Source organism: Pseudomonas sp. NPDC088885 (assembly GCF_044750025.1).
GTDB classification, from domain to species: Bacteria; Pseudomonadota; Gammaproteobacteria; order Pseudomonadales; family Pseudomonadaceae; genus Aquipseudomonas; species Aquipseudomonas rustica.
This window is the reverse complement of the sequence record NZ_JBIVJB010000025.1, coordinates 52,027-67,658: the sequence shown is the minus strand read 5'-3', so window position 1 is coordinate 67,658 and position 15,632 is coordinate 52,027. Positions and strand designations below refer to the sequence as shown.

Sequence of the window (15,632 nt, the reverse complement as noted above, 5' to 3'; positions counted from 1 at the left end):
CTTTCTGACCTTTCTCGACGTCATCCTTGAGCAGTTGCAGCGCGGCAACCCCGAGGAATGCCGCGAAAATCACCACGCTGATGATCGACGTCGGTTTGGCCCGCGCCAGGTCGGCGAACGGGTTTTGCGGGATGAACGACAGCAGCAGTTGCGGCACATTCAGGTCGGCGACCTTGCCGGCGTAGTCGGTCTGAATGGTTTGCAGACGGGCCATTTCCTGGGTGCCGGCGACCAGACCCTCGGCGGTGAGGCCGAACAGGTTGGTCAGGCCGATGCCAATCAGCGCCGCAATCGCGGTGGTGAACAGCAACGTGCCGATGGTCAGGAAGCTGATCTTGCCCAGCGACGACGCATTGTGCAGACGCGCCACGGCGCTGAGGATCGAGGCGAACACCAGCGGGATAACGATCATTTGCAGCAACTGCACGTAGCCGTTGCCGACCAGATCGAACCAGCCGATCGAGGTTTTCAGAATCGGGTTGCCGGCACCGTAAACGGTGTGCAGCGCCACGCCGAAGGCCACGCCCAGCGCGAGTGCGAGCAGGACTTTTTTCGCCAGGCTCCACGTGGTGTGGCGGGTTTGCGCCAGACCGAACAGCAGGGCGAGGAACACCAGCAGGTTGAGAATCAACGGTAGGTTCATGAGAACTCCAGAAAGACTTTGCCAACAGCCTTCCGGGGCTGCTGCGAACCGGCAAGCCTAACAGCTTGATTTGCAATGATTTAATACCGAAATCTTAGGGTGTCCGTCGTTTTTGGAATAAGCGCGTGTCGCTCTCGGCAATGCATCTGGCGCAAATAGCGGCGAGGGCGGTCGCTGACAGACGAGGACTGTCACACACATTTGTTAGCGTCGATGCTTTTACATCAGGGAGAAAGCGTCGATGAAATTCGCACCGAAATTTCTGGCTGTCGCACTGGCTGTGGGCATGGGCCTGGCTTCTCAGGCTTTCGCCACCGACCTGAAACACTGGCCGGCGGATCAGGCCAAAGCGCTGGACGCGATGATCGCGGCCAACGCCAACAAAGGTAACTACGCGGTGTTCGACATGGACAACACCAGTTACCGCTACGACCTCGAAGAATCCTTGCTGCCGTTCATGGAAAACAAGGGCCTGATCACCCGCGACAAACTCGACCCCTCCCTGAAATTGATGCCGTTCAAGGACACCGCCGACCACAAGGAAAGCCTGTTCAGTTACTACTACCGCCTCTGTGAAGTCGACGACATGGTCTGCTACCCGTGGGTGGCGCAGGTGTTCTCCGGTTTTACGCTCAAGGAACTCAAAGGCTACGTCGATGAGCTGATGGCTTCCGGCAAACCGGTGCCGGCGACTTATTACGAAGGCGATGTGGTCAAGAAGCTCGACGTCAATCCGCCGAAGATCTTCACCGGCCAGCAAGAGCTGTACAACAAGCTGATGGAGAACGGCATCGAGGTTTATGTGATGACTGCCGCCTCTGAAGAACTGGTGCGCATGGTCGCGGCGGATCCGAAGTACGGCTACAACGTTAAACCGCAAAACGTTATCGGTGTGACCACGCTGCTGAAGAACCGTGAAACCAACGAACTGACCACCGCGCGCAAGCAGATCACCGCCGGCAAGTATGACGAGAAGGCCAACCTTGGCCTGGAGCTGACGCCGTATCTGTGGACCCCGGCGACGTGGATGGCCGGCAAACATGCGGCGATCCTCACTTACATCGACGAGTGGAAAAAACCGGTATTGGTCGGTGGCGATACGCCGACGAGCGATGGTTACATGCTGTTCCACGATGTTGATGTGGCCAAGGGCGGGATTCACCTGTGGATCAACCGCAAGGACAAGTACATGACGCAGTTGAACGGCATGATGGCCAAGCACGCGGCGGCGCAGGCGAAGGAAGGGTTGCCGGTGACGGCGGACAAGAACTGGGTGATCGTCAAGCCTGAAGAAATTCAGTAACCCCCAGAAGGGATCGGGTTGATCGTTCCCACGCTCTGCGTGGGAATGCAGCCCGTGACGCTCCGCGTCACTGGACGCGGAGCGTCCCTTGAGACATTCCCACGCAGAGCGTGGGAACGATCAGCCCCGCACTCAGGCGGGGCATTTTCTTTTCGACGTTTAAGGCTTACAGCCCGTCAAGCATCGCTTTGTTACGCACCGCACCTTTGTCGGCGCTGGTCGCCAGCAGGGCGTAGGCCTTGAGGGCGGTGGTCACTTTGCGTGGACGAATCTCGACCGGTTTCCAGCCTTTTTTGTCCTGTTCAGCGCGGCGTGCCGCCAGTTCTTCGTCGCTGACCAACAGGTTGATCGAGCGGTTCGGGATGTCGATCAGCACTTTGTCGCCGTCCTGCACCAGACCGATCGCGCCGCCGGCCGCTGCTTCTGGCGAAGCGTGACCGATGGACAGGCCGGACGTCCCGCCGGAGAAACGACCGTCGGTGAGCAAGGCGCACGCTTTGCCCAGACCTTTGGATTTCAGGTACGAAGTCGGGTAGAGCATTTCCTGCATGCCCGGGCCGCCTTTCGGGCCTTCGTAGCGAATGATGACGATGTCGCCAGCCTTCACTTCGTCAGCGAGGATGCCGCGTACGGCGCTGTCCTGGCTTTCGAAGATCTTCGCGTTGCCTTCGAAGACGTGGATCGACTCGTCGACACCGGCGGTTTTCACCACGCAGCCATCGAGAGCAATGTTGCCGTACAGCACGGCCAATCCACCTTCTTGCGAATAGGCGTGTTCGACGCTGCGGATGCAGCCGTTTTCACGGTCGTCATCGAGGGTTTCCCAACGGGTCGACTGGCTGAACGCCGTCTGCGTCGGAATACCGGCAGGGCCGGCCTTGAAGAAGTGGTGCACGGCTTCATCGTCAGTCTGGGTGATGTCCCACTTGGCGATGCCTTCTTCCATGCTGCGGCTGTGCACGGTCGGCAGGTCGGTGTGCAGCAGACCGCCACGGGCCAGCGAACCGAGGATGCTGAAGATACCGCCAGCGCGGTGCACGTCTTCCATGTGGTACTTCTGGATGTTCGGCGCCACTTTGCACAGCTGCGGAACGCTGCGCGAAAGACGGTCGATGTCGCGCAAGTCGAAATCGATCTCGGCTTCCTGGGCGGCAGCGAGCAAGTGCAGGATGGTGTTGGTCGAACCGCCCATGGCGATGTCGAGCGTCATCGCGTTCTCGAACGCCTTGAAGTTGGCGATGTTGCGCGGCAGTACCGATTCGTCGTTCTCGCCGTAGTAACGCTTGCACAGCTCGACGATGGTGCGGCCAGCCTGCAGGAACAACTGTTCGCGGTCGCTGTGGGTGGCGAGAGTCGAACCGTTGCCCGGCAATGCCAGACCCAGTGCTTCGGTCAGGCAGTTCATCGAGTTGGCGGTGAACATGCCGGAGCACGAACCGCACGTCGGGCAGGCGCTGCGCTCGTACTCAGCGACTTTCTCGTCAGAAGCGCTTTCGTCGGCGGCGATCACCATGGCATCGACAAGGTCGAGGCCGTGGGAGGCGAGTTTGGTCTTGCCGGCTTCCATCGGGCCGCCGGAAACGAAGATCACCGGAATGTTCAGGCGCAAGGCAGCCATCAACATGCCCGGGGTGATCTTGTCGCAGTTGGAAATGCACACGATGGCGTCGGCGCAGTGGGCGTTGACCATGTATTCGACGGAGTCGGCGATGATCTCGCGGCTCGGCAGCGAGTACAGCATGCCGTCGTGACCCATGGCGATGCCGTCATCCACGGCGATGGTGTTGAATTCTTTCGCTACACCGCCAGCGCGTTCGATTTCGCGGGCGACCAGTTGGCCCAGATCCTTCAGGTGCACGTGGCCCGGTACGAACTGGGTGAACGAGTTGGCAATGGCGATGATCGGCTTTTTGAAGTCGTCATCTTTCATCCCCGTGGCGCGCCACAGTGCACGGGCGCCGGCCATGTTGCGGCCGTGGGTGGATGTTTTCGAGCGATAATCTGGCATGGAGCACTCCGGGCGGCTAATCAGGTACTAAATGGGAGTGAGCTTCTATTGACCTCTGGAACACTCAGAAATGGCCGTGTGTCCGGAAGTTGCCGATGACGTTGCGGGATCGCCGCTAGTCTCAGCCTGAGCTCATAAACCCGCCGGGGATGAATGGCGATGAATCTGCCGATTCTACACCGCTGGCGTCTGGAGGGAATGGCGCAAAGTGTTGTTCCAGTGCCGACGGCGCGTGTTGCATGACGACCGGCAGCTTTAATCACCGCCCGGCTGCGTCATGGCATGGCTTTCATGGATTCTGGCGCGACGGCTGATCCGACTGTTCAACGCCAGCGCCACGCCACTGAGCAGGACAAAGCTGTAACCCAGTGTGGCTTGCAGGTTGGCCGGGCTCAGGCTGATCAATGCGCTGATAAGGCCGCCGCAGATAAAAGTGAGGGTACTGCCGGCCGCCGCCGAGGTGCCGGCAAGTTCGGGGAACAGGCCCATGGCTTTCGACGTGGCGGCCGGGCGCGCGATGGTGGTGCCGGCGGTGCAGATCAGCATCGGAATCAGCACGGTCGCCGGCGTCAACGCGAAGTTCGACGACAGGTACAGCATCGCCAGACCCGACAGCAGAATCAGGCCAAGCCCGACGAGCACTTGCTCGCCGGGCTTGATCCTTCGGCTGAGGATCGTGGCGACGAGACCACCGACAATGTAGGCCGCGCCGTAGATCAGCAGAATCAGTGAAAAGTCGTAGGGTGCCATTTGCAGTTGATCAATGAAGATCAGCGGTGAAATCACGATGAATGAAAAGTGGCAGGCGAAGGCGAAGGCGGATATCAGCCAGTAGCTGACGAATTCGAAGTCGCCCAGCACTCGCCGATAAGAGCGAATGAAGCCGGGGCGAGCGCCGCTGTGAGTCGGCCGGCCGTTGTCCAGAAACAGCCACGCCTTGATCAGCACTACGGCGGCCAACCCGATAAACACCCAGAAGCTGCCCCGCCAGCCTAGCGTGGCCTGTAGAAAGGTGCCGGCCAGCGGTGATATCGAGATGAAAATCCCCGATGCAGTCACCATCAGTATTCGCAGACGATCCCGTTGCTCGCCTTCGAAGAGATCTTGAACCAAGGGCTGGGACAACACGAAGCAGCCGCAGCCCAAGGCCTGCATCACCCTGAACATCAAGAACAGCGTGTAATCGCTGCTGTTTACGCAACCGATGGCACCGACTATCGAAATGGACATGCCGACGAGCAGCAAACCCTTGCGCCCGATGGCATCCGACAGCGGCCCGATCAGCAATTGAGCAACCGCCATACCCACCGCAAACAGGCTGATCGACAGAGCAATGTTGGCCGGAGTGGTGCGGAAGTGCTCGGCCAACGCCGGAAACGATGGCAGCAGTACATCCAGCGGAAACACTCCCAGCAGCACCATCGCCATCAACAGACTGACCGCACCGCGGCGTTGCCCGGCGGTCACTGCGGCTTTTCCTCTATTCATCGACCAGGCCTGCCTTGGCGAACAGTTTGCGGTTATTGGTGAGGGCAAAAAATCCTGCTTTTGTCATCGCCTCCAGCGTTGCCTTCGCCCCGGCCCTGGTGCGCTGACGACTGGCTCTGGGGCTGATCAATCCGTCGAGGATTTTGCGAATGACGTCGTCGGCAATCCCGACACTGCGCAGGCTCTGTTTCAGCCAGCGTTCATCGACTTCGAAAAAGATTCGCAGGAATTCCAGGAGCATTCTGGCGCTGAAGGTGCGCTGACGGCTGTTCAGGGTCAGCCACAGGTAATGGAACACTTCTGAAAAATAGCGGCTGTGACGGGCCTCGTCGGCGAGGTGATCGCGCAGCATGTCGCTGACGCTGGAGACCAGCGTGTCACGGCAAACCTCGAGCAACTCCCGGGCAATGATCGTCTCCGAGACGAAGCCGAGCAGAAACCACGCGAGTGGGCGATCCGTCTCGGGCACTCGGGTAATTGCGGTGTTCAGCTGGGTAATGCGCATGGGCATCACCGGGCGCTCGGTAATGCCGTACTGGCTGGCGATCTGCTCGGCCAGTTGATTGGAGAACAGCGCGTGATAGCCCTCGTCGGTGTACAGCTGCAGCGCCGCGTTTTTCATGCGCGAGGGCACGAAGGCAGGCAACTCGCCGTGGACGATGGTTTCCACGGCGCGGTTGACGATGCGGTGCTCGAGCAGCGTGGTGTAGTCGAGGAAATGCACCAAATGATTGGCCGTCAGCCGTTGTATGACCTCGCTGCCAGCAGCGCGAATGGCCGGATGTGAGAGGTACGGCAAAAAGGCCGGGGGAAACCAGTGGCGGGTTTTCAGCTGTTCTTGCAGGTCATCCGGCAATTGATAGGTGTGTTGAGAGGTGCGCACCGAAGCGCGGCTGTTCCAGTCATCGAGGGTGAACTTGTGCGCCCATGACACTGACGCTTCCAGTTGGTCGGAGGTGATTGCGTTCATGCTTGCACCTCCAGCAACAGCGCCTGCATTTCCTGACACATCGCTTGACCGTCGCTGGCGCCGCAACCGACGAAGAACAACGGTTGTTCCGCGCTGCCGGTAATTTTCAGCAGGGCTTCAACCTGATCATCAGAGAACGCGCCGGTCAGCCAAGTGCCGAGACCGAGGGCCGTGGCAACCAACTGAAAGGATTGCGACAAGTGCCCAGCCTCCACGAACGCCATGCGATAGGCGCGTGAGTGTTCATATTTCCACCAGAGCTTGTCGAAACGCGCGGTAATGAACAGGCCCAGCGGCAGGTTATTGATGAAGTGTTGTCCGCCGAGCAGTTGACCCAGCGCCGTGTCGGGCAGCGGGTTTATCAGGCTCAAGGCGTGCTCTACCGGGTGATAGGCGTAGATGCCGGGTTTCAGGCCGCTGACGTTCTGCACCAGCGCAAAACCTTCGCACGCATTCAAACCGCCACCGGAAGGACTGCTGCGACGGGCATCAAGCCCGAGGGCGATACTGCTGTCACTATCCTGCTGGCGTTCGTGCAGATAACCGAGGGAAAGATAGAGCAGGGTGGAAACGTCATTCAGCGTGACCGCTTCACCGGTAAAGGAACGACTGGTTTTGCGCTGGCGCAGGACGTTTCCCAAGCGGTCGTTGCTTAGCACGGCAGGCGCCGGCAGCGCGATGCGTCGCGCGCCTTCCAGTGTGGGGCGCTCTTTATCGGGCGGTGGTTTGCTCAGCACGTCATTGCAATGATCCAGATATTGTCTGGACCATTCATTAATGTTCTTGGGTGTCTCTTCGCAGGGAATGTTCTGCGTGCCTATATGAAATATCTTGGATAACTCATCCCAGCCCCAGGGCGGGCTGTCTATTTTTGCAATGGTTAAAATTCCCACGCTTAATAGTTGTATGTCTATTATGTTGCGACTGTCGAATGCGTTCGGGTTGTCGATAAGTTTTGCCAGTCTTGAAGCGTAATCAAGATCAAGTGCATGTTGAGTGTGTTCTTTATAGTTCCAGACGATTTGTCCGGGCGGGCGCGGCAATATAAATAAGTACGGATTGATGTGCATGTTCAATGCTTCACTCTGGAAAGGGCTGATGGACGCTGGGGTGCCGGCACTCCCCAGCGTCCTGACTTACTTAGCGGGCTTTAGGCGCAACCAGAAAAGCGAGGTTTGCGATTTTGTTGGTTTCCAGAGTAATTGCTTTCATAGTATGAACTCCTTGTTCATTAAGATTGAATGCCACCTCGTGGTGACAACTCAATAATAGTTTGTAATCGATTAATGGCAAGTGGAGATTAAGTAGGAAAAATCCAGTAATTTTGTCGGAGCGATCTCGCCCCTTGTACAAACTTGTCAGTTGTTTTTCTGTAATTAACAGGTATGCGGAAAATTCCTGCAAGACTGTAGGAAGTTAATTGTAGGAGTCGGCTGAATTTAAGGTGAAATAGACGGCCTTGCACCGCCCAAAAACAAACGAGGAGCCCTTGGGCCCCCCGTTTTTACTGACCAATCAGCTGTTTGGCAGCAGACGGCAGGTGATGCTTTTGATGTAGCGGGTTTCGGCGATGGCTGGGTGCACCGGGTGATCCGGGCCCTGACCGCCGCGCTCGAGCATCTGGATGTTGCGATCCAGGTGACGGGCGCTGGTCAGCAGAATGTTCTGCAGATCGTCTTCCGGCAGGTGCATCGAGCACGAAGCGCTGATCAGGATGCCGTCCTTGTTGAGCAGGCGCATGGCTTGCTCGTTCAGACGACGGTAGGCGCCTTCGCCGTTCTTCATGTCTTTCTTGCGTTTGATGAACGCCGGCGGATCGGCAACGATCACGTCGAAACGCTCTTCGCTGGCCTTCAGCTCTTTCAGCGCTTCGAAGACGTCGCCTTCGATGCAGGTCATCTTGTCGGCAAAGCCGTTCAGTGCGGCGTTGCGCTCAACGCCGTCGAGGGCGAAGGCCGAGGCATCGACGCAGAACACTTCGCTGGCGCCGAAGGCAGCAGCTTGCACGCCCCAGCCACCGATGTAGCTATAAAGGTCGAGAACGCGTTTGCCTTTGGCGTAAGGCGCCATGCGTGCGCGGTTCATGCGGTGGTCGTAGAACCAGCCGGTTTTCTGACCCTGAATGACCGGGGCTTCGAATTTCACGCCGTTCTCTTCCAGCGCCACCCACTCCGGCACCAGGCCGAACACGGTTTCGACGTAACGATTGAGGCCTTCAGCGTCACGCGCGGCGGAGTCGTTCTTGAAGAGGATGCCGCTTGGCTTGAGCACTTGGGTCAGCGCTGCGATCACGTCATCTTTGTGCGCTTCCATGGTCGCCGAGGCGATCTGGACTACGAGGATGTCGCCGAAACGGTCAACCACCAGACCCGGCAACAGGTCGGAGTCGCCGTAGACCAAGCGGTAGAACGGCTTGTCGAACAGGCGATCGCGCAGCGACAGGGCCACGTTCAGGCGATGCACCAGCAGCGACTTGTCCAGTTGCACCTTGATGTCGCGGGACACCAGACGGGCGCAGATCAGGTTGTTCGGGCTCATCGCAACGATGCCCAAAGTCTTGCCGCCGGCGGCTTCGAGGATCGCCTGATCGCCGGCCTTGAAGCCGTGCAACGGGGTGGCGGCCACATCGATTTCGTTGCTGTAGACCCACAAGTGGCCGTTGCGCAGGCGACGGTCGGCGTTGGCTTTGAGGCGCAGGCTAGGCAGGGACATGACGTCGCTCCGGAAAAAAGAGCGGGAGTATAGCGCGTCAGGCCGGCTGATTGGCCGGCAAATGGACATGTGGTGCGTTCCAGCGGCGATGGGATTTACTTGTGGCGAGGGGATTTAACCCGTTGGACGGCGCAGCCGTCCCAAATCCATCTGACACGGTATGTCTGATACACCGCGCTGTCAGGTTTTGCGACTGCTGCGCAGCCGAACGGGGATAAATCCCCTCGCCACAATAGATCAGCGTGAAAGGAGAAATGCATTCACATGTGGGAGCGGGCTTGCTCGCGAAGACTGCCTTGAACGCTAGGCAGACAATGTATCGATCAGCTCTTTGCTGAACGCCGGAATATCATCCGGCTGGCGGCTGCTGATCAGGTTGCCGTCCTTGACCACTTCTTTATCCACCCAATGTGCGCCGGCGTTGACCAGATCATCCTTGACGGTTTTATAGCTGGTCATGGTTTTGCCATTCACCAGCCCCGCCGAAATCAGCAGCCAGCTGCCATGGCAGATCACCGCGATCGGTTTGCCGGCCGAGGCGCCGGTCTTGACCAGATGCTGGGCGTCCTGATCGATACGAATGGTGTCGGAGTTTTGCACGCCGCCTGGCAACACCACCGCGTCGTACTGTTCAACGCTGGCAGCCTGGAAGGTCTGATCGACCTTGAAGTCATCCGCCGGTTTGTCGTGGTTCCAGCCTTTGACCGTACCGGTCTCGGCCGAGAGGATGTCGACTTGCGCGCCAGCCTGTTCCAGCGCTTGCTTGGGGCCGGTCAGTTCGACCTGTTCGAAACCGTCGGTTACCAAAAAAGCGACGCGCTTGCCGTTGAGGGAAGTGGCCATCGATAAGCTCCTGAGTCAGTGGGAATTTGTTGGCGCAGCGGCCAGAAAATTTTCGCCGCGCCTTACCAAATCCGAAGCCTGAGCTTGAATGAAAGTTCCTCCGATGTGCCCGTCGGTGTGTCGCCCTGCGGTCTCAGCGGTTAGAATCGCCGCCTGTCCCTGAGTGTGTACATATGTCCCAAGAGCTGACCACCGAACAGATTCAACAATCGCTGCAAGGCATCAGCGTGCCGGCGCAACCGCAGATCATGGTGGATCTGCAAATGGAGCAGTACATGCCCGACCCGGATCTGGAGGTGATCGCCAAGCTGATCGCCCAGGATCCCGGCCTGTCCGGTTCGTTGCTGAAAATCGTCAACTCGCCGTATTACGGCTTGAGCAACAAGATCACTTCGATTCAGCGCGCGGTGAATCTGCTGGGCAGCCGTTCGATCATCAATCTGATCAACGCGCAGTCGATCAAGGGCGAGATGAACGACGACACCATCGTCACGCTCAACCGTTTCTGGGACACCGCCCAAGACGTGGCGATGACCTGCCTGACGCTGGCCAAACGCATCGGCACTCAGGCCGGCGATGAAGCCTACGCGCTGGGCCTGTTCCACGATTGCGGCGTGCCGTTGATGCTGCAGCGTTTCCCCAATTACATGTCGGTGCTGGAAGAGGCGTACGCCAACGCCAGCCCGACCTGTCGCGTGGTCGATACCGAAAACCGTACGTTCAACACCAACCATGCGGTGGTCGGCTATTACACAGCGAAGTCGTGGCGTTTGCCGGAGCATGTCAGTGCCGCGATCGCCAATCACCACAACGCCTTGGCGATTTTCAGCGACGAGTCGTCGCGCAACAGCCAGTTGAAGAATCTGTTGGCGCTGTTGAAGATGGCCGAACACATTTGTGCGTCGTATCGCGTGCTGGGCAACCAGACCGAAGACCACGAGTGGAACAGCATCGGCCCGCTGATTCTCGATTACGTCGGTCTGTCGGACTACGATTTCGAAACCCTCAAACAAACGATTCGCGACCTCGGCGCGCATTGATTCGAGGACACCATGCCTGAACTGCCCGAAGTCGAAACCACCCGTCGCGGGATTGCCCCGCATCTGGAAGGCCAGCGTGTCAGCCGGGTGATCGTGCGTGACCGGCGGTTGCGCTGGCCGATCCCCGAAGACCTCGATGTGCGCCTGTCCGGGCAGCGCATCGTGCTGGTCGAGCGGCGGGCCAAATATTTGTTGATCAACGCTGAAGTCGGCACGTTGATCAGCCATTTGGGCATGTCGGGCAATTTGCGTCTGGTCGAAGCAGGGCTGCCGGCCCTCAAGCATGAGCACGTCGATATCGAACTGGAGTCGGGGCTGGCGCTGCGCTACACCGACCCGCGCCGGTTCGGAGCGATGCTGTGGAGCAACGATCCGCTTAATCATGAATTACTGATTCGCCTCGGGCCGGAGCCGTTGACCGATCTGTTTGATGGCGAGCGCTTGTTTCAGCTGTCACGCGGGCGGTCGATGGCGGTCAAGCCGTTCATCATGGACAACGCAATCGTGGTCGGGGTCGGCAATATTTATGCGACGGAAGCGCTGTTCGCCGCCGGTATCGATCCGCGCCGCGAGGCCGGTGGCATTTCCCGTGGGCGCTATCTGAAGCTGGCGATCGAGATCAAACGCATTCTCGCCGCCGCCATCGAACGTGGCGGCACGACGCTGCGCGATTTCATTGGTGGCGACGGTCAGCCGGGGTATTTCCAGCAGGAACTGTTTGTCTATGGCCGCGGTGGTGAGCACTGCAAGGTCTGCGGCACCGGCCTGCGCGAAGTGAAGCTCGGCCAGCGCGCCAGTGTGTTTTGCCCACGCTGCCAGAGCTGAAAAAGTCCTGGGGTCTATAGTGAGGTGACTCACTGTTCAGCCCGAAGGATCGTGCCATGAAATCCCTGCAAGTCCTCTTTGTCACGTTGCTGCTGTGTTCCAGCCTGGCGGTTCAGGCCACGGAAAGCGGCAGCGGCGACCCGCGCTACACCATTCAAAACCCGCCTGCCTACGCCATGATCGGCGACTTGCTGATTGCCCGACCGTTATTGGTGGTGGCCACGGTGATTGGTGCGGGGGCGTTTGTGGTGTCGTTGCCGTTTACCGCGCTGGGTGGCGGGATTGGCGATGCGGGGCAGGCGCTGGTGGTGGATCCGGCGCGGGCGGCGTTTGTAAGGTGTCTGGGGTGTACGGGGGAGGGGTTTGAGCAGCGCGAGTGAGCTGATCAGGAGTTTGCGGTGTGGCTGATGGCCCTTTCGCGAGCAAGCCCGCTCCCACAGGTATGTTGGTGTTCACACAATTTGTGTTCCACCACAAAACACTGTGGGAGCGGGCTTGCTCGCGAAGAGGCCCGAAAGAGCGCTGAAGGCTTAGGCCTTGCCGGTGATGATGCGATATTTCTCCATCAACTGCTCTTCAGTCTCCGGATGCGCTTCGTCCAGCGGGATGCAATCCACCGGGCAGACCTGTTGGCACTGCGGTTCGTCGTAGTGGCCGACGCACTGGGTGCACAGGTTCGGGTCGATCACGTAGATCTCTTCGCCTTGGGAGATGGCGGCGTTCGGGCACTCGGGTTCGCAGACGTCGCAGTTGATGCAATCGTCGGTGATGATCAGGGACATGCTAACTCCAGCCGGGGCGGCAGGCCCGGGCGCTATAAATCAATGCGCGCAATTGTGCCGCATTGGCGAGCGCAGTGCACGTTGCTGCGATCAACTGCTGTGCGTGGCTGCGATCAAAAGCAAAAGATCGCAGCCTTCGGCAGCTCCTACTTTTTAAAGCGTAGGGTCAGGGCGTCGGCCACGGCAGGGTGGACGAACTTGGTGATGTCGCCGCCCAGCGCAGCAATTTCCCGCACCAGCGTCGAAGAAATGAACGAGTAACGCTCGGACGGCGTGAGAAACAGGCTCTCCACGTCCGGCGCCAACTGGCGGTTCATGTTGGCCAGCTGGAATTCGTATTCGAAGTCCGACACCGCGCGCAAACCACGCAGGAACACGTTGGCGTTCTGCTCTTTGGCGAAATGCGCGAGCAGCGTCGAGAAACCGACCACTTCCACGTTCGGCAGGTGTTTGGTGACCTCGCGAGCCAGTTCAACCCGTTGTTCCAGCGGGAACAGCGGGTTTTTCTTCGGGCTGGCGGCGACCGCAATGATCACGTGATCGAACAGGCGCGAGGCGCGTTCGACCAGATCGCCATGGCCCTTGGTAATAGGGTCGAAGGTACCTGGGTACAACACTCGGTTCATCGCGTCGTCCTGGCGGGAGTCCGTTGGGGAGTCGGATGGTATCGCAGCCGTCCCGGTCGGGAAAGTCGCCTGTTGGGTAAGAAAGCACTATAGACGACGGGAATAATCGGTTTTTTCATGGGTTTTTCAATCGATCGGCGAGGGCGGTCGCCAGTTGCGCAGTGAGGCCATACACCGACAACTGCGGGTTGGCGCCAATGCTGGTGGGGAACAACGAGCCGTCGTGGATCGACAGGTTGCTCAGTTGATGATGGCGGCCAAGGCTGTCAGTGACCGCCGATTTCGCCTCTTCGCCCATCGCGCAACCGCCCATGACGTGGGCGCTGCCCAATCGAGTGCGGTACAGCTCAAGGCTCAGGCCATCGATCAGCGTTCGGGCTTCGGCCAGGGTTTTCACGTAACGCGCGTCGGCATGCATCGGCATCACCGATTTTGCGCCACCGGCAAACTGGATCTCGGCCATGACGTGGAACGCTTTGCGCAAACCTTCCCAGGCGTAGGGCGAAACCTGATAGTCGAGCACCGGTGTGCCGTCACCGCGTAATTCCACGGCGCCGCCGCTGCTGTCCGGGTGAAAACCATCGCGCAGCAGGGCGAGCATGGCGTGGGTGTGCGGCAGGTCGGCCATGTGCTGCGCGTTCTCCTGGCCGAAACCACCGAGCAGCGTCGCCGCCAGCGCCGGGTGCAGCGGCGGCACTTCAAGTTTGAACGCCATCGGCCCGGTGGTGCCGTCCTTCCACTGGAAATGGTCGGAGTAGATCGATTGCGGCGCCCCGTAAAACGGATTGACCACTTCGTCGAAGCGCGCGGCGGACATATTCACCGGGTGCAGAAAAGTGCGCTTGCCAACATTCTTGTGCGGATCCGGCGCATCGGAGCGCAGCAGCAACGCCGGGCTGTTGATGCCGCCACCGGCCAGCACGTAATGCCGCGCCTTGACCGTGATGGTGCGCCCGGTCGGCGCGACACAGCGCTCGTCCATCGCCACGCATTGCAGGCCGGTGACCTTGTCGCCGCTGATCAGCAGTTTTTCCGCGCGGGCCAGATAAAGCAGTTCGCCGCCCTTTTCCAATGTTGCCGGAATGGTGGTGACCATCATCGATTGTTTGGCGTTGGTCGGGCAGCCCATGCCGCAGTAACCGAGGTTCCAGCAGCCGCGAACGTTGCGCGGGATCACGTGCCAGCTGTAGCCGAGTTGCTCGCAGCCTTTGCGGATGACGTCGTTGTTGGCGTTAGGCGGCACCAGCCACGGGGCGACGCCGAGGCGCTGCTCCATTTTCTCGAACCACGGCGCCATCTCGGCAACGCTGTGGCCTTTGACGTTGTGCTCGGTGGCCCAGTGTTCGAGGGTGGGTTCCGGGGTGCGGAAGCTTGATGTCCAGTTGATCAACGTCGTTCCGCCGACCGCGCGGCCCTGCAGGATGGTGATCGCGCCGTCCTTGCTCATGCGGCCGATGCCTTCCTGATAGAGGCTGCTGTAGGCCTGGTCTTCGAGCATTTTGAAGTCGGAACTGGTTTTCAGCGGGCCTTCTTCGATCAGCAGGACTTTGTAGCCGGCGGCGCTGAGGATTTCCGCTGTGGTGCCACCACCGGCGCCGCTGCCGATGATCGCGACGTCGGCTTCGAGGGTCAGGTTATCGGTGAGTTGCGCGCCGTTGTAGGTTTTCCAGCCTCGGGCGAGGCCTTCGCGGAAGGGGTCGGGTACAGGCATCGGTCAGGTTCTCTTTATTATTCTGATAGCGGTGGTGGAGCGACTGGCCTCTTCGCGAGCAGGCTCGCTCCCACATTTAAATGCATTCCAGGGTGGGAGCGAGCCTGCTCGCGAAGGCCGTTGCGCCGATTTCAGACGGTAGGCGGCCCGGGATAGCCGCAATGCCCCCACGATTCCGCGCGGGTGTACCAGGCCATCGTGACCATTTGCTGCAACGAGCTATGCCCCATTTTCAACAAACTCAACGAACTGTTTTCCCAGCGATCGAGGAAGTTGCGCATCGCCTCGGCACTGGCATTTTCCCAACTGCCCCAGATCCCGGTGAGCGGCCCGCGCGTCACCGCCATGCCGAGCACGTCGAACAGCTGGCGAGTGAGTTTGAGCATTTCCGGCGACAGGTGATCGAGGCTGTAGTCCAGCGTCTTCAACGTGCCATCCACCGCGCTCGGCATCTTTTCAGTAGCCACGGCGCCGTCGAGCATCACCGGAATCAGCGCGCGCAAAAACAGCAGATCGCCGTCACGCAAGCTGATAAAGCCGTTGGCCGCGACGCTGGAGGAACAGCCACTGAGGCTGGCACCAAGGCCAGCGGTGGCGAGGAAGGCCGTGGCACCGAGGCTGAATTTCAGCAGGCCACGGCGCGACAGGGCAGGTGTTTCGGTCAGGCTTGGGTGCATTGTT

At 59.4% G+C, this 15,632-nt stretch carries 15 protein-coding genes; 4 read left to right on the top strand and 11 right to left on the bottom strand.

Going from position 1 to position 15,632, the window contains the following annotated elements; translation table 11 throughout:
• Positions 1-643 (bottom strand): cation:dicarboxylate symporter family transporter (locus tag ACIP1X_RS13405; protein ID WP_400752710.1); only part of this gene is annotated, 643 nt, incomplete at its 3' end.
• 241 nt (positions 644-884) lie between these two features.
• Between ACIP1X_RS13405 and ACIP1X_RS13400 the strand changes: the two genes are divergently transcribed.
• A complete protein-coding gene (locus ACIP1X_RS13400; protein ID WP_159811900.1) occupies positions 885-1,946 on the top strand; it encodes a haloacid dehalogenase-like hydrolase in 1,062 nt (353 codons plus the stop codon).
• A 166-nt stretch (positions 1,947-2,112) separates the two neighbouring features.
• On the opposite strand, the gene ilvD is transcribed toward ACIP1X_RS13400, so the two are convergent.
• From ilvD to ACIP1X_RS13370, 6 genes are all read right to left on the bottom strand, one after another.
• Positions 2,113-3,954, bottom strand: coding sequence for a dihydroxy-acid dehydratase (gene ilvD, locus ACIP1X_RS13395; protein ID WP_212545094.1), 1,842 nt, complete (start codon positions 3,952-3,954; stop codon positions 2,113-2,115).
• A gap of 255 nt (positions 3,955-4,209) precedes the next feature.
• A complete protein-coding gene (locus ACIP1X_RS13390) occupies positions 4,210-5,442 on the bottom strand; it encodes an MFS transporter (RefSeq protein ID WP_400752707.1) in 1,233 nt (410 codons plus the stop codon).
• Positions 5,435-6,412 carry a diiron oxygenase gene (locus tag ACIP1X_RS13385; protein WP_400752704.1) on the bottom strand — a complete coding sequence of 326 codons (978 nt, stop codon included), beginning with the start codon at positions 6,410-6,412 and terminating at the stop codon, positions 5,435-5,437. Before ACIP1X_RS13385 ends, ACIP1X_RS13390 begins: the two co-directional genes overlap by 8 nt.
• Positions 6,409-7,482: a SagB family peptide dehydrogenase gene (locus ACIP1X_RS13380; protein WP_400752701.1), complete on the bottom strand. Its 1,074-nt coding sequence runs from the start codon at positions 7,480-7,482 to the stop codon at positions 6,409-6,411. The genes ACIP1X_RS13385 and ACIP1X_RS13380 overlap by 4 nt, the downstream gene beginning before the upstream one ends.
• Before the next feature lie 445 nt (positions 7,483-7,927).
• Positions 7,928-9,124: a class I SAM-dependent rRNA methyltransferase gene (locus ACIP1X_RS13375; protein ID WP_212545090.1), complete on the bottom strand. Its 1,197-nt coding sequence runs from the start codon at positions 9,122-9,124 to the stop codon at positions 7,928-7,930.
• Positions 9,125-9,427: 303 nt separating this feature from the next.
• Positions 9,428-9,967 carry a type 1 glutamine amidotransferase domain-containing protein gene (locus ACIP1X_RS13370; RefSeq protein WP_400752698.1) on the bottom strand — a complete coding sequence of 180 codons (540 nt, stop codon included), beginning with the start codon at positions 9,965-9,967 and terminating at the stop codon, positions 9,428-9,430.
• Between the two features lie 227 nt (positions 9,968-10,194).
• Between ACIP1X_RS13370 and ACIP1X_RS13365 the strand changes: the two genes are divergently transcribed.
• Genes ACIP1X_RS13365 through ACIP1X_RS13355 form a run of 3 tightly spaced genes read left to right on the top strand, consistent with a single transcriptional unit; the run spans position 10,195 to position 12,212 of the window.
• Entirely contained in the window at positions 10,195-11,007 is an 813-nt protein-coding gene (locus ACIP1X_RS13365; RefSeq protein ID WP_172680168.1) for an HDOD domain-containing protein, read from the top strand.
• A gap of 12 nt (positions 11,008-11,019) precedes the next feature.
• On the top strand, positions 11,020-11,832 hold the full coding sequence (gene mutM, locus ACIP1X_RS13360) for a bifunctional DNA-formamidopyrimidine glycosylase/DNA-(apurinic or apyrimidinic site) lyase (protein WP_282358479.1): 813 nt from the start codon (positions 11,020-11,022) through the stop codon (positions 11,830-11,832).
• Positions 11,833-11,888: 56 nt separating this feature from the next.
• Positions 11,889-12,212: a hypothetical protein gene (locus tag ACIP1X_RS13355; RefSeq protein WP_053124741.1), complete on the top strand. Its 324-nt coding sequence runs from the start codon at positions 11,889-11,891 to the stop codon at positions 12,210-12,212.
• A gap of 150 nt (positions 12,213-12,362) precedes the next feature.
• On the opposite strand, the gene ACIP1X_RS13350 is transcribed toward ACIP1X_RS13355, so the two are convergent.
• The 4 genes from ACIP1X_RS13350 to ACIP1X_RS13335 all read right to left on the bottom strand — a co-directional run bounded on the left by ACIP1X_RS13350 (position 12,363) and on the right by ACIP1X_RS13335 (position 15,628).
• Positions 12,363-12,614: a YfhL family 4Fe-4S dicluster ferredoxin gene (locus tag ACIP1X_RS13350; protein ID WP_038358877.1), complete on the bottom strand. Its 252-nt coding sequence runs from the start codon at positions 12,612-12,614 to the stop codon at positions 12,363-12,365.
• Positions 12,615-12,760: 146 nt separating this feature from the next.
• Positions 12,761-13,240: a pantetheine-phosphate adenylyltransferase gene (gene coaD / locus ACIP1X_RS13345; RefSeq protein WP_003176711.1), complete on the bottom strand. Its 480-nt coding sequence runs from the start codon at positions 13,238-13,240 to the stop codon at positions 12,761-12,763.
• A 115-nt stretch (positions 13,241-13,355) separates the two neighbouring features.
• Complete coding sequence (locus tag ACIP1X_RS13340) at positions 13,356-14,951, bottom strand: GMC family oxidoreductase N-terminal domain-containing protein (protein ID WP_053124738.1); 1,596 nt, start codon at positions 14,949-14,951, stop codon at positions 13,356-13,358.
• A 131-nt stretch (positions 14,952-15,082) separates the two neighbouring features.
• Positions 15,083-15,628 (bottom strand): hypothetical protein, encoded by a 546-nt coding sequence (locus ACIP1X_RS13335; protein WP_053124736.1) that lies wholly within the window; start codon positions 15,626-15,628, stop codon positions 15,083-15,085.
• Between the last annotated feature and the right edge of the window lie 4 nt (positions 15,629-15,632).